The organism is Enterocloster lavalensis, from assembly GCF_046603895.1.
Classification (GTDB): Bacteria; Bacillota; Clostridia; order Lachnospirales; family Lachnospiraceae; genus Enterocloster; species Enterocloster lavalensis.
The window spans coordinates 1,925,812-1,944,164 of record NZ_CP176637.1 but is presented as its reverse complement, the minus strand read 5'-3'; the positions used below and the strand labels follow the sequence as shown (position 1 = coordinate 1,944,164).

General features: G+C 57.8%; 15 protein-coding genes and 1 pseudogene. 14 read left to right on the top strand and 2 right to left on the bottom strand.

The genetic code is table 11. From position 1 onward, the window contains the following. The first annotated feature begins 70 nt into the window (after positions 1-70). From ACK2JC_RS08510 to ACK2JC_RS08490, 5 genes are all read left to right on the top strand, one after another. Positions 71-2,314, top strand: a complete 2,244-nt coding sequence (locus ACK2JC_RS08510; protein WP_320937934.1) for an excinuclease ABC subunit UvrA — start codon at positions 71-73, stop codon at positions 2,312-2,314. A 366-nt stretch (positions 2,315-2,680) separates the two neighbouring features. Then, entirely contained in the window at positions 2,681-3,508 is an 828-nt protein-coding gene (locus tag ACK2JC_RS08505) for a class I SAM-dependent methyltransferase (protein WP_320937933.1), read from the top strand. A 218-nt stretch (positions 3,509-3,726) separates the two neighbouring features. Continuing rightward, positions 3,727-4,266 carry a helix-turn-helix domain-containing protein gene (locus ACK2JC_RS08500; RefSeq protein ID WP_302327372.1) on the top strand — a complete coding sequence of 180 codons (540 nt, stop codon included), beginning with the start codon at positions 3,727-3,729 and terminating at the stop codon, positions 4,264-4,266. A gap of 44 nt (positions 4,267-4,310) precedes the next feature. Then, entirely contained in the window at positions 4,311-4,790 is a 480-nt protein-coding gene (locus ACK2JC_RS08495; RefSeq protein WP_320937932.1) for a hypothetical protein, read from the top strand. 301 nt (positions 4,791-5,091) lie between these two features. Beyond that, positions 5,092-5,913 (top strand): Cof-type HAD-IIB family hydrolase, encoded by an 822-nt coding sequence (locus tag ACK2JC_RS08490; RefSeq protein ID WP_320937931.1) that lies wholly within the window; start codon positions 5,092-5,094, stop codon positions 5,911-5,913. 138 nt (positions 5,914-6,051) lie between these two features. On the opposite strand, the gene ACK2JC_RS08485 is transcribed toward ACK2JC_RS08490, so the two are convergent. Next, positions 6,052-6,942: a LysR family transcriptional regulator gene (locus ACK2JC_RS08485; RefSeq protein WP_320937930.1), complete on the bottom strand. Its 891-nt coding sequence runs from the start codon at positions 6,940-6,942 to the stop codon at positions 6,052-6,054. 260 nt (positions 6,943-7,202) lie between these two features. Here ACK2JC_RS08485 and ACK2JC_RS08480 point away from each other — a divergent pair. After that, a pseudogene (locus tag ACK2JC_RS08480) lies at positions 7,203-7,598 on the top strand (cupin domain-containing protein); the annotation flags it as partial. Between the two features lie 45 nt (positions 7,599-7,643). Then, positions 7,644-8,342, top strand: a complete 699-nt coding sequence (locus ACK2JC_RS08475) for a carboxymuconolactone decarboxylase family protein (protein WP_320937948.1) — start codon at positions 7,644-7,646, stop codon at positions 8,340-8,342. On the opposite strand, the gene ACK2JC_RS08470 is transcribed toward ACK2JC_RS08475, so the two are convergent. Then, a complete protein-coding gene (locus ACK2JC_RS08470) occupies positions 8,339-9,235 on the bottom strand; it encodes a LysR family transcriptional regulator (protein ID WP_320937929.1) in 897 nt (298 codons plus the stop codon). The two genes, ACK2JC_RS08475 and ACK2JC_RS08470, sit on opposite strands and share 4 nt — an antisense overlap. A gap of 240 nt (positions 9,236-9,475) precedes the next feature. On the opposite strand from ACK2JC_RS08470, the gene ACK2JC_RS08465 reads away from it, so the two are divergent. From ACK2JC_RS08465 to ACK2JC_RS08435, 7 genes are all read left to right on the top strand, one after another. Next, positions 9,476-9,955, top strand: a complete 480-nt coding sequence (locus ACK2JC_RS08465) for a cyclophilin-like fold protein (RefSeq protein ID WP_320937928.1) — start codon at positions 9,476-9,478, stop codon at positions 9,953-9,955. 46 nt (positions 9,956-10,001) lie between these two features. Further along, positions 10,002-10,256 carry a hypothetical protein gene (locus ACK2JC_RS08460; protein ID WP_320937927.1) on the top strand — a complete coding sequence of 85 codons (255 nt, stop codon included), beginning with the start codon at positions 10,002-10,004 and terminating at the stop codon, positions 10,254-10,256. Positions 10,257-10,259: 3 nt separating this feature from the next. After that, on the top strand, positions 10,260-11,429 hold the full coding sequence (locus tag ACK2JC_RS08455; protein WP_320937926.1) for an iron-containing alcohol dehydrogenase: 1,170 nt from the start codon (positions 10,260-10,262) through the stop codon (positions 11,427-11,429). A gap of 11 nt (positions 11,430-11,440) precedes the next feature. After that, positions 11,441-11,983, top strand: coding sequence for a flavodoxin family protein (locus ACK2JC_RS08450; RefSeq protein ID WP_320937925.1), 543 nt, complete (start codon positions 11,441-11,443; stop codon positions 11,981-11,983). A gap of 215 nt (positions 11,984-12,198) precedes the next feature. Continuing rightward, positions 12,199-13,473, top strand: a complete 1,275-nt coding sequence (locus ACK2JC_RS08445) for an ABC transporter substrate-binding protein (protein ID WP_411338473.1) — start codon at positions 12,199-12,201, stop codon at positions 13,471-13,473. Next, a complete protein-coding gene (locus ACK2JC_RS08440; protein WP_320937924.1) occupies positions 13,470-16,805 on the top strand; it encodes a response regulator in 3,336 nt (1,111 codons plus the stop codon). The genes ACK2JC_RS08445 and ACK2JC_RS08440 overlap by 4 nt, the downstream gene beginning before the upstream one ends. A gap of 13 nt (positions 16,806-16,818) precedes the next feature. Beyond that, on the top strand, positions 16,819-18,225 hold the full coding sequence (locus ACK2JC_RS08435; RefSeq protein WP_320937923.1) for a GntR family transcriptional regulator: 1,407 nt from the start codon (positions 16,819-16,821) through the stop codon (positions 18,223-18,225). The last annotated feature ends 128 nt before the right edge of the window (positions 18,226-18,353 follow it).

Below are 18,353 nucleotides of genomic sequence, written 5' to 3'. Positions count from 1 at the left end.
GCGCCGCTTTACTATGTTATGCTGTAACGTACAGCTGACCAATCAGAATAAAGAAATGAGGTATAGACGGATGGAAGATATGATCGTGCACGGGTTGACCCAGAATAATTTAAAGCATGTTACATTCAGGATTCCAAAGGAGAAAATCACGGTGTTTACGGGGGTGTCGGGCTCCGGGAAATCCAGTATTGTGTTCGACACCATCGCAGCCGAGTCCCAGCGGCAGATGAACGCCACCTACCCGGCGTTCGTGCGGTCGCGGCTTCCAAAATATCCCAAACCGGCGGTGGAGCGAATCGACAACCTGACGGCTTCCGTGGTGGTGGATCAGTCGCCCCTGGGCGGAAACGCCCGCTCCACGGTTGGCACCATCAGCGGCCTGTACTCCAGCCTGCGGCTGCTGTTTTCGCGGATCGGGAGCCCCTATGTGGGCACGGCTTCCTGCTTTTCCTTCAATGACCCCAACGGGATGTGCAGGACCTGTTCGGGGCTGGGAACGATTACAAGGCTGGACGTGGAGTCTATGATCGACCGGGACAAGTCCTGGAACCAGGGTTGTGTCAAGGATTCCATATTCCGCCCGGGTTCCTGGTACTGGAAGCAGTACGCCGCCTCCGGCCTGTTCGATCTGGACAAGCCGGTGAGGGAGTACACTCAGGAAGAGTATAACCTGCTGCTGTACGGTTCCAGGGACGGCGCGGGGGAGCCGGAGAATCCCAAGGTGACGGGCCTGTACCACAAATATACGAAAACGCTGCTGAACCGGGATATCAGCAATAAGAGCAGGCATACCAGGGAGAAGTCCCAGAGCATGATCGCCGGGATGGAGTGTACGGAGTGCCACGGGAAGCGTCTGAACCGGACGGCTCTGAGCTGTAAGATAAACGGCTATTCCATCGCGGACATGTGTGAGATGGAGCTGACCCGGCTCCGCGAGGTTTTGCTGCAGATCACAGACCCGACGGTGGACGTGCTGGTGCAGACTCTGACGGAGGGGCTGGACCGGATGATCGCGATCGGTCTGCCCTACCTGCATCTGAACCGGGAGACGCCGTCCCTGTCCGGCGGGGAGGCCCAGCGGTTGAAGCTGGTCCGGTACATGGGCAGCAGTCTGACCGGACTGACCTATATTTTTGACGAGCCCAGCGCGGGGATGCACCCGCGGGACGTCTACCGCATGAACAATCTGCTGCGGCAGCTGCGGGACAAAGGGAACACGGTTCTTGTGGTGGAGCACGACCGGGATGTGATTTCCATCGCGGATTATGTGATCGACGTGGGGCCGCGGGCCGGGCAGAACGGGGGCGAGATCGTGTTTGCGGGCAGCTTTGAGGATTTGCTGAAATCCGGCACCCTGACGGGAAATGCCATGCTGGAGTCCCTGCCGGTCAAGGAGAACCCGCGTCGCCCTGCCGGCAGCCTACCCGTGCGCGGGGCCAGCCTGCACAATCTGAAGTCCGTGGACGTGGACATTCCGCTGGGGATCATGACGGTGGTGACCGGCGTGGCGGGCTCCGGGAAGAGCACCCTGATCACCCAGGTGTTCGCCAGACAGTATGAGCAGGACGTGGTGATGATCGACCAGGGGCCCATTACCGCCACCAACCGCTCCACTCCGGCCTCTTACCTGGGATTTTTCGATGAGATTCGCAAGCTGATGGCGCGGGAGAGCGGCAAGTCCGACGGCCTGTTCAGCTTTAACTCTGCGGGCGCCTGCCCGGTGTGCGGCGGAAAGGGCGTGATCGTGACGGAGCTTGCATTTATGGACCCCATCGTGACGGAGTGCGAGGCCTGCGGCGGGCTGCGCTACAACCAGGAGGCCCTGGCCTGCACTTATAAGGGGAAAAATATCGTGGAGCTTCTGGGGCTGACCGCCTCCCAGGCCCTTGAGGTGTTTGAGGAGCCGAAGATCAGAAGGCATTTGAAGGTAATGCAGCAGGTGGGCCTGTCCTATCTGACCCTGGGGCAGCCCCTCAGCACGCTGTCCGGCGGCGAGCGGCAGAGGATCAAGCTGGCGAAACATTTGGGAAAAAAAGGAAGCATTATTGTGATGGACGAGCCCACCACGGGGCTGCACATGTCCGATATCAAAAATCTGTTAAAGCTGTTCGACCTGATCGTGTCCCGGGGAAATACCCTGGTGGTGATCGAGCACAATCTGGACGTGATGAAGCAGGCCGACTGGATCATCGACATCGGACCGGACGGAGGGAACCTGGGCGGCCGAGTGGTATTTACGGGGACGCCGGAGGAGATGGTGAAAAATGCGGATACGTTGACGGCGGACAGCCTGCGGGGGGCGGTGAAGGGGTGAACGGTACGGCGGAAACTGATTGACAATCCCCTTCATTTCCGGTAGAATAACTCCATCAATCAATAAGAAAAGGTGATGAACGTCCGGCGTTCCAGATGTCACAGAATCGGTGGCATTGGCGCGGCTGGAGAAGAGTGGATAAAATCAATTTAACAGGCGGGGGCCGTAAGCGCCCCGGAACAGACTGCCCTGGCAGTTTTGTTGTGATTCCCTGTATTTGATTTTATTGACTCTCAGCGTTTCTTCATCATTCCGGGAAGATTGGCCGCAGAGTAATGTCTGCGGCTTTTTGTTTTTCTGAATGCCCTAGGCCGCTGACGCTGCCTGTGAACCGTTGCATTCGCCGGACAGGAAAGGAGATTATGAATGTATCAGAATTTATGTTCCATATTGGAAAAACCGCCGCTGTACGCGAAAACTGAGATTCCCTTCTGGGACGACGAGCACATTTCCGGGGAAATGTTGAAGGCTCATCTGGATCCCGATTTTGAGGGGGCGAGCAGGAAACTTCCGTTTATTGAGAAATCCATGCGCTGGATCGGGGAGCTGGCGCCCGCCGGTGTCTACAGGCGGCTGATTGATTTTGGCTGCGGGCCGGGGCTCTATGGGGAGCGGTTCGCCCGGACCGGTTATGAGGTGACGGGCGTGGATCTGTCCTGGCGTTCCATTGCGTACGCGGAGCGTTCGGCGCGGGAGAAGGGGCTGGATATTCGGTATCTGCAGAAAAATTATCTTCAGATGGATTTGGGCGAGACCTTTGACTTCGCAACCATGATCTACTGTGACTATGGCGCGCTGTCAACCGTGGATCGTGCGGTTTTGATGAATACTGTATACAACCATCTGCGGCCCGGAGGCCGGTTTCTGCTGGATGTGTTCACCATGGTGAAGTATGAACTGTTTGAGGAGGCGCAGACGTGGGAAGTCTTTGAAAACGGCGGGTTTTGGAGCGGACAGCCGTATATTGAATTCGATGGGTGGTATAAGTATCCGGGCGTCACGCTGGAGCACGCCGCGATTGTTTCGGATCAGGAGGTGCGCAATTATTATATCTGGAATACTTATTTTTCGCGGGAAGGGCTGACCCGGGAGGCGGAGGCAGCGGGCTTTCAGGTCTGCGGGCTGTTTGGAGACGTGGCCGGGGCGCCGTACAGCGGGGATGGGCAGACGATGGCGGTATTGTTGGAAAAGTAGCGTGGAGCGCGCCGGATATGTTTCCATGACGCTTTTTTTCAATACAGCCATGTACAGCTCGTGTTATACTGTCTGAAGCCGAATCTGTTTTCGCGGCAGGACGGAATGGCCCGCAAATCGGCGTCTGCAACCTCAGGTTGCGCAAATGCAAGGCCAGGTTGGTGGTCTTCACCGGGCGTTTGGATTAATATGGAAGAAAAGAAAAGCGAGGTAAGCCTATGAGTTTTGCAGAGCGTTTAAAACAGATTCGCAAGGAGAAGGGATTGTCCCAGGAGGACCTGGCGGAGCTGCTGGATGTCAGCAGGCAGGCGGTTTCCAAATGGGAGCAGGGTGCGGGTTATCCGGAGGTGGAAAAGCTTCTGGTGCTGTCGAACCGGCTGAACATTTCCCTGGACAGCCTGATGGCCGCGGAAATTGCCGGGGAGAGCAGTGGCGGGAGGGCGGAGGTGACCGGGACAATCTTGATCAACTCGCCCCACGAAAATGTGGTCGTCAGCTGCTATAAAGTGATTTCTTCCCAGAAAATGAAAACGGGAAAGGAAGCGCCCCATTTTGCCCTCTTCGGCGTCAGCAGCGGGTGCGCGTCATTCTGGGGCGAGCCCACGACTTTTTTGGGATGGTACGAGGACGAGGAACAGATTGCCAAAGAGGTCGGCGCCATTCAGGCTGCCATTCTCAACGGTCAGCCGGCCTATGAACTGAAGTACAGCGTCAAGGTGGAACGGCACTGGTTCGGCATGAAAATCCTGCGGGATTGAGACGGGGAGAGGGCATAAAACGGTATGTAGAAAGGATTTTGATCATGGATAAAAAATTGGGATTTGAGGATTTTATCGCCGCCGTAGCTGCGGAGAATCAGGAATTTGTGAGGGAGCTTCACGCCGGATTGACAGAACTTGGCTGTAAAATGGAGGTCAAGGCTGCAAGAAGTGGTTTTGTTGTTTCGTATGTGCTCAACCGGAAGACCATAGCCAATTATGTGTTCCGCAAAAAAGGGATGATCGCCCGCATTTACGCCGCCCATGTCAACCAGTATATAGAAGCGTTGGAGGACCTGCCGGAGGAACTGATCCAGACCGTAAAGGCCGCGCCGGACTGCAAACGGATGATCGATCCCGATTCCTGCAACCCCAAATGTCCCATGGGGTATGATTTTTTGCTGAAAGGGGAGCGCTACCGGAAATGCCGCAGCAACGCGTTTATGTTCCCGGTCTGCGGGGGGAACAATCCGTTTATCGGGAGGCTGATACTGAGGGAGGCGGAGGCGTGCAGGTTTTGCTAGATCCATAAAAGGGCTGCAAAGCGGGGCGTGGACACAGGTCGGTTAAAGCGCCGCGGGTTTCCGACGGAGATAGTCCGAAAGCGCGTGCCCGGCTGGCCGCCGGAACTGGATTTTCAGATGATTTGATTGAATTAAGTGAGACTGCATGATAAAATAAAATCGTTGAAACGGTGAGAGGCGGGGGTACTTGGATTTTCAAGTACCCCTTAAAACTTGAACGGCAGGGGACCGCAGGTCCGGCCTGGAACGTTGACGTATTTCCGGCCGGATTTACAAAATGAAATAGACACGGAGGAACAAAATGTACCAGTTAATCGCATTTGACATGGATGGAACGCTTCTGGGATCGGACAAGCAGATTTCGCCGGGAAACAGGAGGGCGATCACGGCGGCGGCCCGGGCTGGAAAGACGGTGATTCTCAACACGGGCCGCTGCCTGTCGGAGCTGGAGGAGTATCTGGGGCTGATTCCCGAGGTTCGCTATTTAAACTGCGCCAGCGGGGCGCTGGTGTACGACTTGAAGGAGAAACGTACGCTGTATTCCAGCCTTCTGAGCGTGGAGACGGTGAAGCAGCTTCTGGAGCTGGCCGCCCTGGAGCAGGCGATGCCCCACATTCTGCTGGAGCAGTGTATTGTCCAGAAAAGCCATTGTGAGCAGATGGAGCGGTTTGGCATGGGAGTCTATCAGGATCAGTTTAACCGCGTCACAGTGAAGTGGGAGGATATCGGCCGCATGTACGGGGAGAACCCGTTTCCGGCCGCCAAGGTGAACATTTACCACACGAGCCCCCAGTCCCGGGCCAGAACCGAGGAGCGGATCCGGGCAGCCGGGCTTGAGGTGGCCATGGCCCGGGCGGAGACCACGTCTCTGGAGCTGTCGGCCCCGGGCTGCGACAAGGGCGTGGGCCTGGAAATGCTCTGCTCCTGCCTGAATCTGCCCATGGAGCAGACCATCGTGGTGGGCGACGCGGACAACGACCTGGAGGCCCTGAAAAAAGCGGGTCTGGCCGTGGCCATGGCAAACGCCGGGGAAGCGGTCAAGGCCGTGGCGGACGTGGTGGTGGCGGACTGCGATCACGACGGGTGCGCGGAGGCGGTGGAGCGGTACCTGCTCCGGCCTTGACCATGCAATCCGGAACATGATGAGCCGTACGAAAGAAAATACCGGCCGTGGTCGTGGAGGGACATGAGGCGCTGTGCAGGCTGACTGGCGGTAAAGTAAGTGTGCAAGAATCCGGGAGCGGAGGGCGGCATAAACGGATTACAAAACGTTTTTTTCCACAGTCTCCACAAACCGGCGCACGTCCCCTGTGGGATTCAGGCTGTACAGCAGGCCGTAGGAGATGGTGTAATCCCAGTCTACCGGAATGGATACCAGGGCAGGGTGCACTTCCGTCCAGCATTCCAGGGTGAGCAGCACGTTGCCGGTTTCTGCGCAGCGGTTGAATACGGACATGTCGTAAAAGGGCGGCGTGTCCTCCAGGCGGATTTGGGGATGATATTTGGAAAGATAGGCGCGGATCATGTCGTTTGTGCCGGAATCCCCCTTTTTGACCATCATCAGGGTCTCGCCGTACAGGTCCTCCAGGCGGATCAGGGGCTTTTGGGCGAGGCGGTGTTCCCTTGAGACCGCGATCATTTTCCGGTAGCGGCCCAGCGGGAGCAGATTGCAGTGGCTGAGCCAGGTCCTGGAGTCGCAGACCCCGATCAGAAAGTCGAATTTCTCCCCAAGCCGTGACAGTTCCGTGATAATCCCCTCATGGTCGTCCTCAAAGGGAACCAGATGGAGTTTGTAATCGGGAAAATACCGGTTCACCCTGTACCACAGGTCCATGAAGGGCTTCGCCGGGTTCAGCAGGGACGTGCCCACGCGGAAGGTGGTCTGCTCCGCGCGGGCGGCCATTTTCGCGCTGGCTACGGATTTGTTGGAGTAGTCGATGAGAAACCTGGCGTCCTGATCGATCACGGTTCCGGCGGCGGTCAGGCGCACGCCGGTGGCGGTCCGGTCTAAAAGTTTTAAGTCCAGATGCTTTTCCAGGGCGTTGATCTGTTTCATGACGGCGGTGGGTGAAATGTACAGGCGCTCGGCGGCTTTTGTGAAGCTGCCGCAGTCCGCAACCGCGATCAGGGTGGCCAGCAGGCTGTTGTACATGAGGGTTTCCTCCTTTTGAGGTGTAAATGATTGGTTTATATTATGATAGCGGATTGATGGGATGGTGTCAAATAAAATATGATTGTATTGCGCTGGATATAGAAATATATCCGGCGCTTTTTAGGTGTTTTTTGCGGACATAGTATGAATTAATAGTTTATACTATGAAAACGAAACGGAGATTCAAGGACAAAGGTGGTTATGGCATAATAACCTTATAGCAGACTGTAAATTGCAGGGTGAAAGGAAGGTTCAAGTCAATGGAGAAAAGAGAGATGAGCGTGTTTCCCACAGGGAAGCCCAATGACGCGTATGCAGAGTATTTCGTGGGACAGAGCTATCTGAACATGTTGTCCACCGATCAGGTGACGGTGGGTAACGTGACCTTTGAGCCGGGCTGCCGCAACAACTGGCATATCCACCACGCCAAAAAGGGCGGCGGGCAGATGCTGCTGGTGACCGCCGGAAACGGCTATTATCAGGAGTGGGGGAAGGCGCCGGTGGCCCTTTATCCCGGTGCCGTGGTTCACATCCCGCCGGAGGTGAAGCACAGGCATGGCGCCGCGCCGGACTCCTGGTTCCAGCATCTGGCCATCGAGGTTCCGGGGGAGGGGTGCACGAATGAGTGGTGCGAGGCGGTGTCGGATGAGGAGTACGCGGCGTGTGAGAGCGACGCACCGGCGTTTGCGCGCCACTGCGGATTGTCGGACACAGACCCGGAGTTCGCGGAGCGGTTTAACTATTTCGCCTTTCGGGAAGTGGCAGACAGCGGCGATCTGGACGGACGCACCCGGATGCTGGCAATTCTGGCGGCGCTGGCCGGAAGCCAGGGAACGGATGAGTTTTGTGCGCTGCTGCCCGCGGCGCTGGAGATGGGGGTGAGACCGGTGGAGGTGAAGGAGCTCCTTTATCAGGCGGTGGCGTATCTGGGGATCGGCCGGGTATTACCCTTTCTGTGGGCGGTAAACGAGGTCTTTGACCGGCGGGGGATTAGGCTTCCCCTGGAAGGACAGTCGGGGACGACTCCGGAGAACCGTCTGGAGAAGGGCAGCCAGGCCCAGGTGGATATCTTCGGCGAGAGAATGAGGGATTTCTGGAAGTCCGGGCCGGAGGAGAGCCGCCACATCAACCGCTGGCTGGCGGAGAATTGCTTCGGGGACTATTATACCAGAACCGGTCTGGATTACCGGCAGAGGGAGATGATCACCTTCTGCTTCCTGGCTGCCCAGGGCGGCTGCGAACCCCAGCTGGCCAGCCACATCGCGGCCAATATCCGGTTAGGAAATGATAAGGCGTTTTTAATTCAGATCATTTCCCAATGGGTTCCCTTTATCGGATACCCGCGGTGTCTGAACGCGCTGCGGTGCGTGGATGAGGCCGTGGATCGCACAGAAGCTTAGTTCCCGCCTGCGTTTCCGTGAAACGCCTCCCGCACCTCCTTCAGGAACCGTTCCGCCGCCCCCGAGAAAACCTGGTATTTTTTCCACACGATGTCCAGATGGACTTCCATCCGGGGCTCCAGCGGGCGGAAGCACAGGGGGCTTTCCTCTGAGGTATTAACCAGCTTGTCGAGACACAGGGCGTAACCCATGCCGGCGGCCACCAGAAGGGAGGCGTTGTACACCAAGTTGTAGGTGGCGACGATTCTCAGCTTTTCGAACTCCTTTCCCAGCCAGCCGGAAAATTCGTTACTCAGCATGGATTGCCGGGATGTGATGATGGGGAGATCCCACAGGTCCTGCGGGCGGATTACGGGGCGGGCCGCCAGGGGGCAGTCCCTGGGCATCAGCAATCCCCAGGTGTCGGTGGCGGGAAGCCGGATATAGTCGTATTTCTTCATGTTGGCGGGCACGATGAGGACTCCAAAATCCAACAGTCCTTTGTCCAGGCGCTCCGTCACATCGTCGGCGTTGCCGCTGTACAGGTGATAGCGGATATCGGGGCAGGACCGCTGCAGGCCGGTGGCGATTTCCGCTATCATTCGCATGGCCTCGGTCTCGCCGCCGCCGATGTAGATATCGCCGTTCACCACTTCATCCGGCGCGGTCAGCTCGGCTTCCGCCTTTTCTACCAGATCGAGGATTTCCGCAGCCCGCTTGCGCAGGAGCATTCCCTCCTCCGTGAGGGTGATCCTGCGGCTTCCGCGGATCAACAGCTGTTTGCCCAATTCCTCCTCCAGGTCCATCAGCTGCCGGGACAGGGTGGGCTGGGTCATATGCAGGGCCTGGGCGGCCCCTGATATACTTTCTTCTCTGGCGACGGCCAGGAAATATTTCAAAATGCGGAGTTCCAATCGGATTTCCTCTCTTTCCCCAAACGATCGTGAATGCAGTTACAACTTCAATGTTGCAGTAAGAATTTCAATTAACCCGAGAAAATTATAGACTTGAAAAACCATGCCTGTCAAGCATGAAAATGCATTTAATATAAGTATTTGATATCGGACAATGTTTCAACTAAAATAAAGGCAGAGAACAGGGCGCGCCTGAGTCCGTAACAGTCCTATTGGCTGTCGAATTGAGAGGAGACCATTTTGAGACGATTATTGATAACATTGCTGTTGATCACAGCGGCGGCAACAGTTCCGGGAGCGGCGTTGGTCACGGCGGCGTCCGAGACCCGGGAAACGATGATTCAAGTGACAATACAGGTAGACGACAAGGCCTTTGAGGCGCTTCTTTCTGATCATGACGCCGCCCGGGCTCTGGCACAACAGCTGCCAATGACGGTCAACATGAAGGAGCTCAACGGCAACGAAAAGTACTACGACCTCCCGGCCCCCTTGCCTGAGAGTGCTGAACAGATCGGGGAAATTCACGCGGGCGACCTGATGCTGTTCGGCTCCGACTGTCTGGTGCTGTTTTACGAGGATTTTGACACTGCGTACCGTTATACGCGTCTGGGCGCGGTCCAGGACCCGTCGGGTCTGGCCCAGGCCCTTGGCCGGGGAGATGTGACGGTGACATTTTTTCTGGCGGACCGAGCTGGTGGCGGCCCGCCAGGCGGACCGTGACATTGGCGGATCATGGAGGCGGTTCCGACTGGAAAGAGGTGCGAACATGTGTGGAGGTACGGATATTTCCCAGGCGGTCATACAAAATCTCCGGGACGCCGGGTGCGGCAGAGCGACCGTGGAACAGTTCCGGGAGTTTTGCAGATCGGGTGAGTTACAGAAGCAGTTTGTCCTGCTGGAAACGCACCGGAAATGCCTGTTGGGAGAGATTCACAAATACGAGAAACAGATCGAATGCCTGGATTACCTGGTATTTCAGATGAAGAGGGCGGCGGATGGTACAAGAACGAGAGGTGAATGAGATATGTTAGGAAATTTCAGCTATTGCAACCCCACGAAACTGTATTTTGGAGAGGACTCTCTGGACTGCCTGAGAGAGGAACTCCCTAAATATGGGAAAAATGTCATGCTGGTCTATGGAGGCGGCTCCATCAAACGAAACGGCATCTACGACCAGGTGGTAAAGCTTCTGAACGAGAGCGGCAAGAACGTTTTTGAGGACCCGGGCGTCATGCCCAATCCCACGGTGGAAAAGCTTTACGAGGGCTGCCGCATCGCCAGGGAGAACCAGGTGAACCTGATACTGGCCGTGGGCGGGGGATCGGTCTGCGATTACGCCAAAGCCGTGTCCGTTTCCGCCCACTGTGAGGAGGATCCCTGGGAGAAATACTACCTGCGCATGGAGGATGTGGATAACCGGATTATTCCGGTGGGCTGCGTTTTGACCATGGTGGGAACGGGCTCTGAGATGAACGGCGGCGCGGTGATCACCAACCACAAGACGAAACTGAAGATCGGCCACGTGTTCGGCGAGAACGTATTTCCGAAGTTTTCCATTTTAAACCCGGCATTTACCTTCACCCTGCCCAGGTATCAGATGATCGCGGGATTTTACGATATCATGTCCCACATCCTGGAGCAGTATTTTTCCGGGGAGGACGACAATACCTCCGACTATATCATGGAGGGGCTGCTGAAATCCCTGATCCACAGCACCCGGATCGCAGCGCAACATCCCACGGATTACGAGGCCAGAAGCAATGTCATGTGGATCGCCACCTGGGCGCTCAACACGCTGGTGGCCAAGGGTAAGACCACGGACTGGATGGTGCACATGATCGGCCAGTCCATCGGGGCCTACACGGACGCCACCCACGGCATGACCTTGTCCGCGGTTTCCATGGCGTACTACCGGTTTATCATGCCTTACGGCCTAGCGAAGTTCAGGCGCTTTGCGGTCAATGTGTGGGAGGTGAACCCGGAGGGAAAGAGCGACGAGGCGGTGGCGGAAGAGGGGCTTGGGCGGATGGAGCGGTACATGAGAGAGCTGGGGCTTGTCATGGACATCCGGGAGCTGGGCGTGACGGAGGAAATGCTGGACGGCATCGCCGCGGGCACCATTGCCATGGACGGCGGCTACCGGGCGCCGGATCACGGTGAGATTGTGGAAATTTTAAGAGCCAGTATGGCGTAAAGGAGAAAAACATGGGTAAAAAAGTTCTGATTCTGTCCACCAGCCCCCGCGCGGGCGGCAATTCGGAAATCCTGGCGGACGAATTTATGAGAGGGGCCGCTGAGGCAGGCCACGATGTGAACAAGATTTGCCTCTATGACAAGAAAATCAACTTCTGCAAAGGTTGTCTGGCCTGCCAGGCCACCCGGAAATGCGTGATCCACGACGATGCGGAAACAATCGTGGCGCAGATGAAACAGGCGGATGTGCTGGCATTTGCCACGCCCATTTACTTTTATGAGATGTCGGGCCAGATGAAAACGCTGCTGGACCGCACCAACCCGCTGTTTCCGGCAAAGTACGCTTTTGGCGGCGTCTATCTGCTGGCGACTTCGGCGGACGGGGATGCGGGCTCCATGGACGGGGCTGTAAAGGGCCTGGAGGGCTGGATCAGCTGCTTTCCGCCGGCCCGCCTGGCCGGAGTGGTCAGGGGAACCGGGGCGGATGAAAAGGGCGCGATCCGGGATAAGGCAGGCGCGTTGGCGGAAGCCTATGAGATGGGAAAAAATGTATAAAGATTTGGAGGATGGGGCTGTGGGCCGCGGCGTTCGCCGGAGGCCCATGGCCTTTCCTCGGATTTAATTGAATCTTTCCCTCCCCTATGCTATACTAATTTTGATACCTACATGAACAGAGTTGGAATAATGCACCGCACCGCGTCCGGATGGCGGGCAACGTCGTCTCTTAGGCGACGCCGAGGAGCAGGTGCGGCACAGGAAGGGACATAGAGTTGAGGAAGAGAGGCCTATGCCATCTGCTGGCAGGTTGTTTAGCGTGCGCGCCCCTTGCGGGCTGCAGCGGGAAGGATCAGGTGGTGAATTACCAGGATACGGACCTTCCTGTCACCACGATTACATTTTTTGGAAATAAATACGAGCCGGAGAACGTCCGGGTGATCGAGGAGATCATCACCGGTTTTATGGAGGAAAACCCGAATCTGCGCATCTCCTACGAGAGTCTGAAGGGGGCTGAATATTTCGAGGCCCTGCGCAAGCGGATGGCCTCGGGAAAGGGCAACGACGTGTTTATGGTGAACCACGACGTGCTGCTGGAGCTGGAGCAGAGCGGGCAGGTGGCGGATTTGTCGGGCCTGGAGAGCATCGGCCGCTACAGTGACGCCATGCTCAGCCAGATGGAGATTGAGGACAACACGGTCTACTGGGTGCCCACCACGGTGTCCATGTTCGGCCTCTACTGTAATCTGGAACTGTTAAAAAAGCACAAGCAGGAAATCCCGCAAAACCTGGGAGAGTGGGAGCAGGTCTGCGATTACTTTGTGGCGCAGGGCATCACCCCCATTGTGGCGAATAACGATATTTCATTGAAAACCCTGGCGATTGGCGCAGGGTTTTATCCCGTTTATCAGGAAGGCCGCCAGGCGGAGGTATTTGAAGGGATTAACAGCGGGCGGGACGCGCTCAGCGATTATCTGCGGCCTGGCTTTTCACTGGCCGGGACGTTGATTGACCGGGGGTATGTGGATGCGCAAACAGTTTCTAAAACCAGGAAAACTTCGGACGATTTGGCGGAATTCGCCCGGGGCGAAGCCCCCTTCATGCTCACGGGAGCCTGGGCGGCGGGACGCCTTGAGGAGATGGCGGCGGACCTGGATTTTGAGGTGCATCCCCTTCCGGTGCTGGAGGACGGTTCGCTGTTAGTGATCAACGCGGACACGCGCCTGAGTGTCAACCGGTCCAGCGAGCATTTGGACGACGCTATGAAATTTGTGGAATATTTTACAAGAGAGGAAAATATTCTGAAATTTGCGGACCAGCAGGCCTCCTTAAGTCCTCTTAAGACCAGCATGCCCACATCCGTCAAGGCAATCCAGCCCTTGATTCCCTGTTACGAGGAGGGGCGTCTGGTGTTCGGCGCCGACGCCGGGCTTGATATTCCCATCTGGGATCTGACCGCGGAGGTTTCCCGAAGGCTGCTGTCCGGACAGGCGCTTAATGACGCCATGGACTGGATGGACCAACAGGCAAAGGAGGGAGTGAAACCGTGAGCAGAGAAACTTCCGGCGGTTCAAAAAGGAAGATCGCGGCAGCCGCAGCGGTCGTGACGGCCGTGCTCGCCGCCCTCACCGGCCTGTTTCTGAGAACGGTGCGGGAACAGCTCTGGCAGCAGTCCATCCGCACCATTCTGGAGAGCACGCAGCAGGGGTGTCTCACGCTTCAGGTCCAGCTGGAGGACGAATACCGCATGTTGGGCAGAGTGGCCGTCTATTTGAGCGAGGCGGGACGGGCGGAAACTGTGGACAGCCTGCTGAGGGATTACGTGCAGGTGGACGAGGGCGTGGTGCTGTACCGCAACGACGGGGAACGCCTGCCTTACGGCGCGCAGGAGGATGAGACCGTGGCCCGGTTCCTGGCCGGAGATACGGGGGATTACGGCATTCTCGATCCCCATATCAGCAGCGTGACCGGGGTCAATGTGTTCAATCTGTTTATACGTCTGAACCTGGCGGACGGGACGGCCGCGTACCTGGTGAAGGAGTACGAGGTGGATTCCATTGTGGACAGCTTCAGCCTCTCATTTTACCAGAACGCGGGATTTTCCTATGTGGTGGATTCCGACGGAAATGTTCTGATCCGGCCGCCCCACCCCAACAGCAACAAGACAGTACAGAACCTGTTTGATATTCTGGAGGAATCCCCCAACGATCCCTCAAAACTGCAATTATTTGTGGATTCCCTGTCAACGGAGAAAACCGGCTGGGCTACCTTTTCGTATCAGGGTGAGGAGACCGTGTTCTGTTACCTTCCGCTGAAGCTGGGATCGGACTGGAATCTTGTCTCCATCATCCCCCGGGCGGTGGTCAGCGCGCAGACCAACCAGATCATCCAGCGCACCCTGATTCTGATCGGGGCCATTATCGCAGGTATCGCCGGGCTGGTGGCGCTCTATTTCTACTATGCCAACCGGGCGGCCGGGAAGCTGCGCAGGCAGGCGGATTATATCGGGCATCTGTACAACGCGGTGCCGGAGGGGATCGCGCTATTGACCGTGGAGCGCCCTTACCGGCTGCTGGAGCTGAACCGGGAAGGATCGCGTTTGTTAAACGGACCCATCAACGGCTCGGGAGACGGTCCGCAGGTGCGGAGTCTGGAAGAAATTCTGTACCTGGAGGACTATAAACGGACGGCGGACCTCTTCCGGGAGGCCATAAGCTCCGGCCGGAAAATTCCATTTGAGAGCCGGATGGTGCGCGCGGACGGCAGCCTGTTTTGGGCCTCCGGCATCGCGGAGCTGGTTCTGGACCAGGATGGAAAGGAGATTCTCATCGCCACCTTCCACGACGTTACGGTGGAAAAGCTGGCCGAGGAGGAGGCGGAGCGGGAAAAGCTTCAGGAGCGCAGGATGCTGGTGGGAGCCATATCCAATGTATTTCCCGTGATCATCAGCCTGAATCTGAGCCGGGATACGCTCAAATTCATCTATCTGCAGCGGGGACTTATGGTGAATATCCGGGAGGACGGGTCCTACAGCCAGCTCTATGAGAGCTTTATCCCCGCCGTGCACCCGGACAGCCTGGAGGAGTTCAAACGCCGCTTTTCGCTGGAGAATCTCCGCCGCACACTGGGTAAAGAGCGGCAGGAGGTGTTTATGGACACCCGGCAGATGCTGACGGACGGGCAGTACCACTGGACCTCGATCCAGATGATCTACGTGGAAAATCCCTACTCGGAGGACGATCTGGCGATCCTTCTCTCCAGGCGCATCGACGAGCAGCGCTACGAGGAGGAGCAGAAACGCCAGGCCCTGCAGAGCGCGCTGGAGGGAGCCAGGGCGGCCAGCATGGCTAAGAGCCGGTTCCTCTCCAACATGAGCCACGATATCCGCACGCCAATGAACGCCATCATGGGGATGGCTGCCATCGCGTCCACCCGGTTGGACGACCGGGTCCGCGTGGCGGAATGCCTCAAAAAGATCAGCCTGTCCAGCCAGCACCTGCTCAGTCTGATCAACGATATTCTGGACATGTCCAAGATCGAGAGCGGAAAGCTGTCCCTGCGGGAGGAGCCCTTCAATTTCGCGGAGCTGGTCGCCAATGTGACCGAGCTTATGGCACCCCAGGCCAATGCCGCACAGCTCGAAATGAATGTCAGCCTGCCGGTGCTGAGCCAGGAGGAGGTGGTGGGGGACGCCCTGCGCGTCCGCCAGGTATACCTCAATATTCTCAGCAACGCGGTGAAGTATACGGAGGCGGGCGGCCGCGTGCAGATCGAGGTCTGGGAGGAGCCGGGCAGCCGCGGTGGGCGTAAGAACTTCTTTTTCCGGTGCACGGACACCGGGATCGGGATGAGCGGGGAATTTCTGGAGCATCTGTTCCAGCCCTTCGAGCGGGCTTCGGATTCGTCGGACAGGGCGCCTGGCACGGGTCTGGGGATGGCGATCACCCGGAACATCGTGGACCTGATGAGCGGCGATATCCAGGTGGAGAGCCGTCCGGGGGAGGGCTCCTGTTTTACGGTGATGCTGCCCCTGCAGCTGCAAAACGCCAGGCAGGAGGATGTGCCGGAGGAGTGGCTGGGCGTCCACAGCCTGATTGTGGACGACGACCGGCAGACCTGCGAGAACGCCGCCGCCCTGCTTGAGGACATGGGCCTGCGGCCGGAGTTTGTCACGGAGGGGGAGGAGGCGGTCCGCCGGGTTGTCCGGGCCAAGGGCACGCCGGATCCATTTACCCTGGTGATCATCGACTGGAAGATGCCGGGAATGGACGGGGTGGAGGCCACCAGACGGATCCGGCGGGAAGTGGGGGATGAGATTCCGGTCATTATCCTGACGGCCTACGACTGGTCCGAGATTGAACACGAGGCCCGGAAGGCCGGGGTGACGGCCTTTATCTCCAAGCCCTTCTACCGCTCCAAGCTCTGCTATCTGCTCAATGAGATCAGCGGGGAGATTCTGACGGAGGCCCAGTGCCCATATCCCGACCGGGATTACGGGGGCCGCCGCATCCTCTTGGTGGAGGACAATGATATCAACCGGGAGATCGCCCGCATCCTGCTGGAAGAGCGGGGGATCCGGGTGGAGGAGGCCTGCGACGGCGTCCAGGCGGTGCGGATGGTGTCGGAATCCGCGCCGGGATATTATGATATGATCTTTATGGACGTGCAGATGCCCAATATGAACGGATACGAGGCCACCAGGGCCATCCGTTCCCTGGACCGGGCAGATACGGCCCGCCTTCCCATCGTGGCCATGACCGCCAACGCCTTTGAGGAGGATGTGCGGACCGCGCTTCGGGCCGGGATGGACGCCCATTTTGCCAAGCCCATCGAGATCGTCAAGCTTGAGCAGATGCTGTACCGGTATCTGCCCGGAAAATAAGCGGAGGGGGATTATGGAGAAAAGCAGCGGACTTTATTTGCTGGTCTATGATTTTTACGAGGCGCGGATCCGGTTTGGTTTTTACCGGTACGGGGACTGCCTGCCGTCCATTTCTCATATCTGCGACACCTTTCATCTCGGGCGCGCCACGGTCCGGGCCGCCCTGGCCCTGCTGGAAACGGACGGTTACATCGATAACCGGGAACGGCGGGCCGCCCGGGTGGTCTATGAGGCGGATCACGGGCGGTATGCTGAAAACGCCTGGGATTACTACATGCCCAGAAAGGACGGTCTGGGGGAAATGAGGGAGGCCGGCCGTCTGTTGATTCAGCCGCTCTGGGAGGCGGGAGCGCGCAGATGGGACCGGAACCGGTGGGAGTTTTACTGCCGGAACCTAAGCGGAATTCTGCCGGGGGACCCGCCTCCGTCCATGGAGCTGTACCTCCTGGCTCTCATGGAGTTAGACAACCAGCTGTTTTTGAACCTGTACTGGGAGGTGCTTCGCTACATCCGGATGCCCTCTCTGGTGGACCGGGGAAAAATGAAAAGCCCGATTACCCCGGATACGATCCGGGAGGGGCTGGACAGAGGGGACGTGGTGGTCTGGATGAACAAGGCCATCCGGGATGTTTATGTGCCGCTGGAGGAGGGGCTGTTTTCGTTTATCCGCCGGGAGACCGCGGCCCGGGGAGCGGAGGAAATTGAGGCAATTCCCTTTCAGTGGAATATCTACCGAAACCGGCCGCAGATGCGTTATACCCTGGCTTCCATCCTCATCCGGAAGATTCTGTACGGCGTCTATCCGGTGGGAAGTTATCTGCCCTCCCTGCCGGAGCTGGCGGAGCGGTACGGCGCTTCCCTGACCACGGTGCGCCGTACCCTGGCGCTGCTGGAGGAGCTGGGCGTCACGGAATCCTTTCAGGGCAAGGGAACCCTGGTGTGCATGAAGCGGAAGCGGCTGGATCTTGAGAAATCCGAGATTCGGGAGGGCCTGCGGCTGCACCGGGAAAGCCTTCAGTTTCTGAGGCTTACCATCCGGGGGGTGGCCCTCTTTACGCTGGAGCGCGCCTCCGCCGGAAAACGGGCCGCGCTGGAGGGCAAGCTGCGCGGTATGTTGGAACAGGGGAACAGCTATCACTGTTTTGAGATCATGCTGATGTTCATCCGGGAGGAGTGTCCCCTGGCGATGGTGCAGGAGTGCTATGCCAGGATCGCGGAGCTGGTGGCCTGGGGCTACCCCTTTGCCCGGCTGCTGCTGCCGGAGGGGGAGCTGGGAAATGCCTATGCGCTCCGGGTGGAACGGATGGCGGACTGCCTTTGCCGGGAAGCGTTTGAGGGTTTCTGCAACCAGTGGACCGCCCTTTTGGAACAGGAGGAGGAGAAGATTTCAGAACTTGGGGCACGGGCCGGCGGCTGTTAGCGGCGGGCGGTTTGCGCTGGGGGACAAGAGGGAAGGCGGAAGCAGTCAATTCGAATAAGCTGTTACACGGGTTTTCCCGCCAGCCGTTTCCCGGCTGGCGGTTTTCCGTTTGAGGGACAAATGCCGGA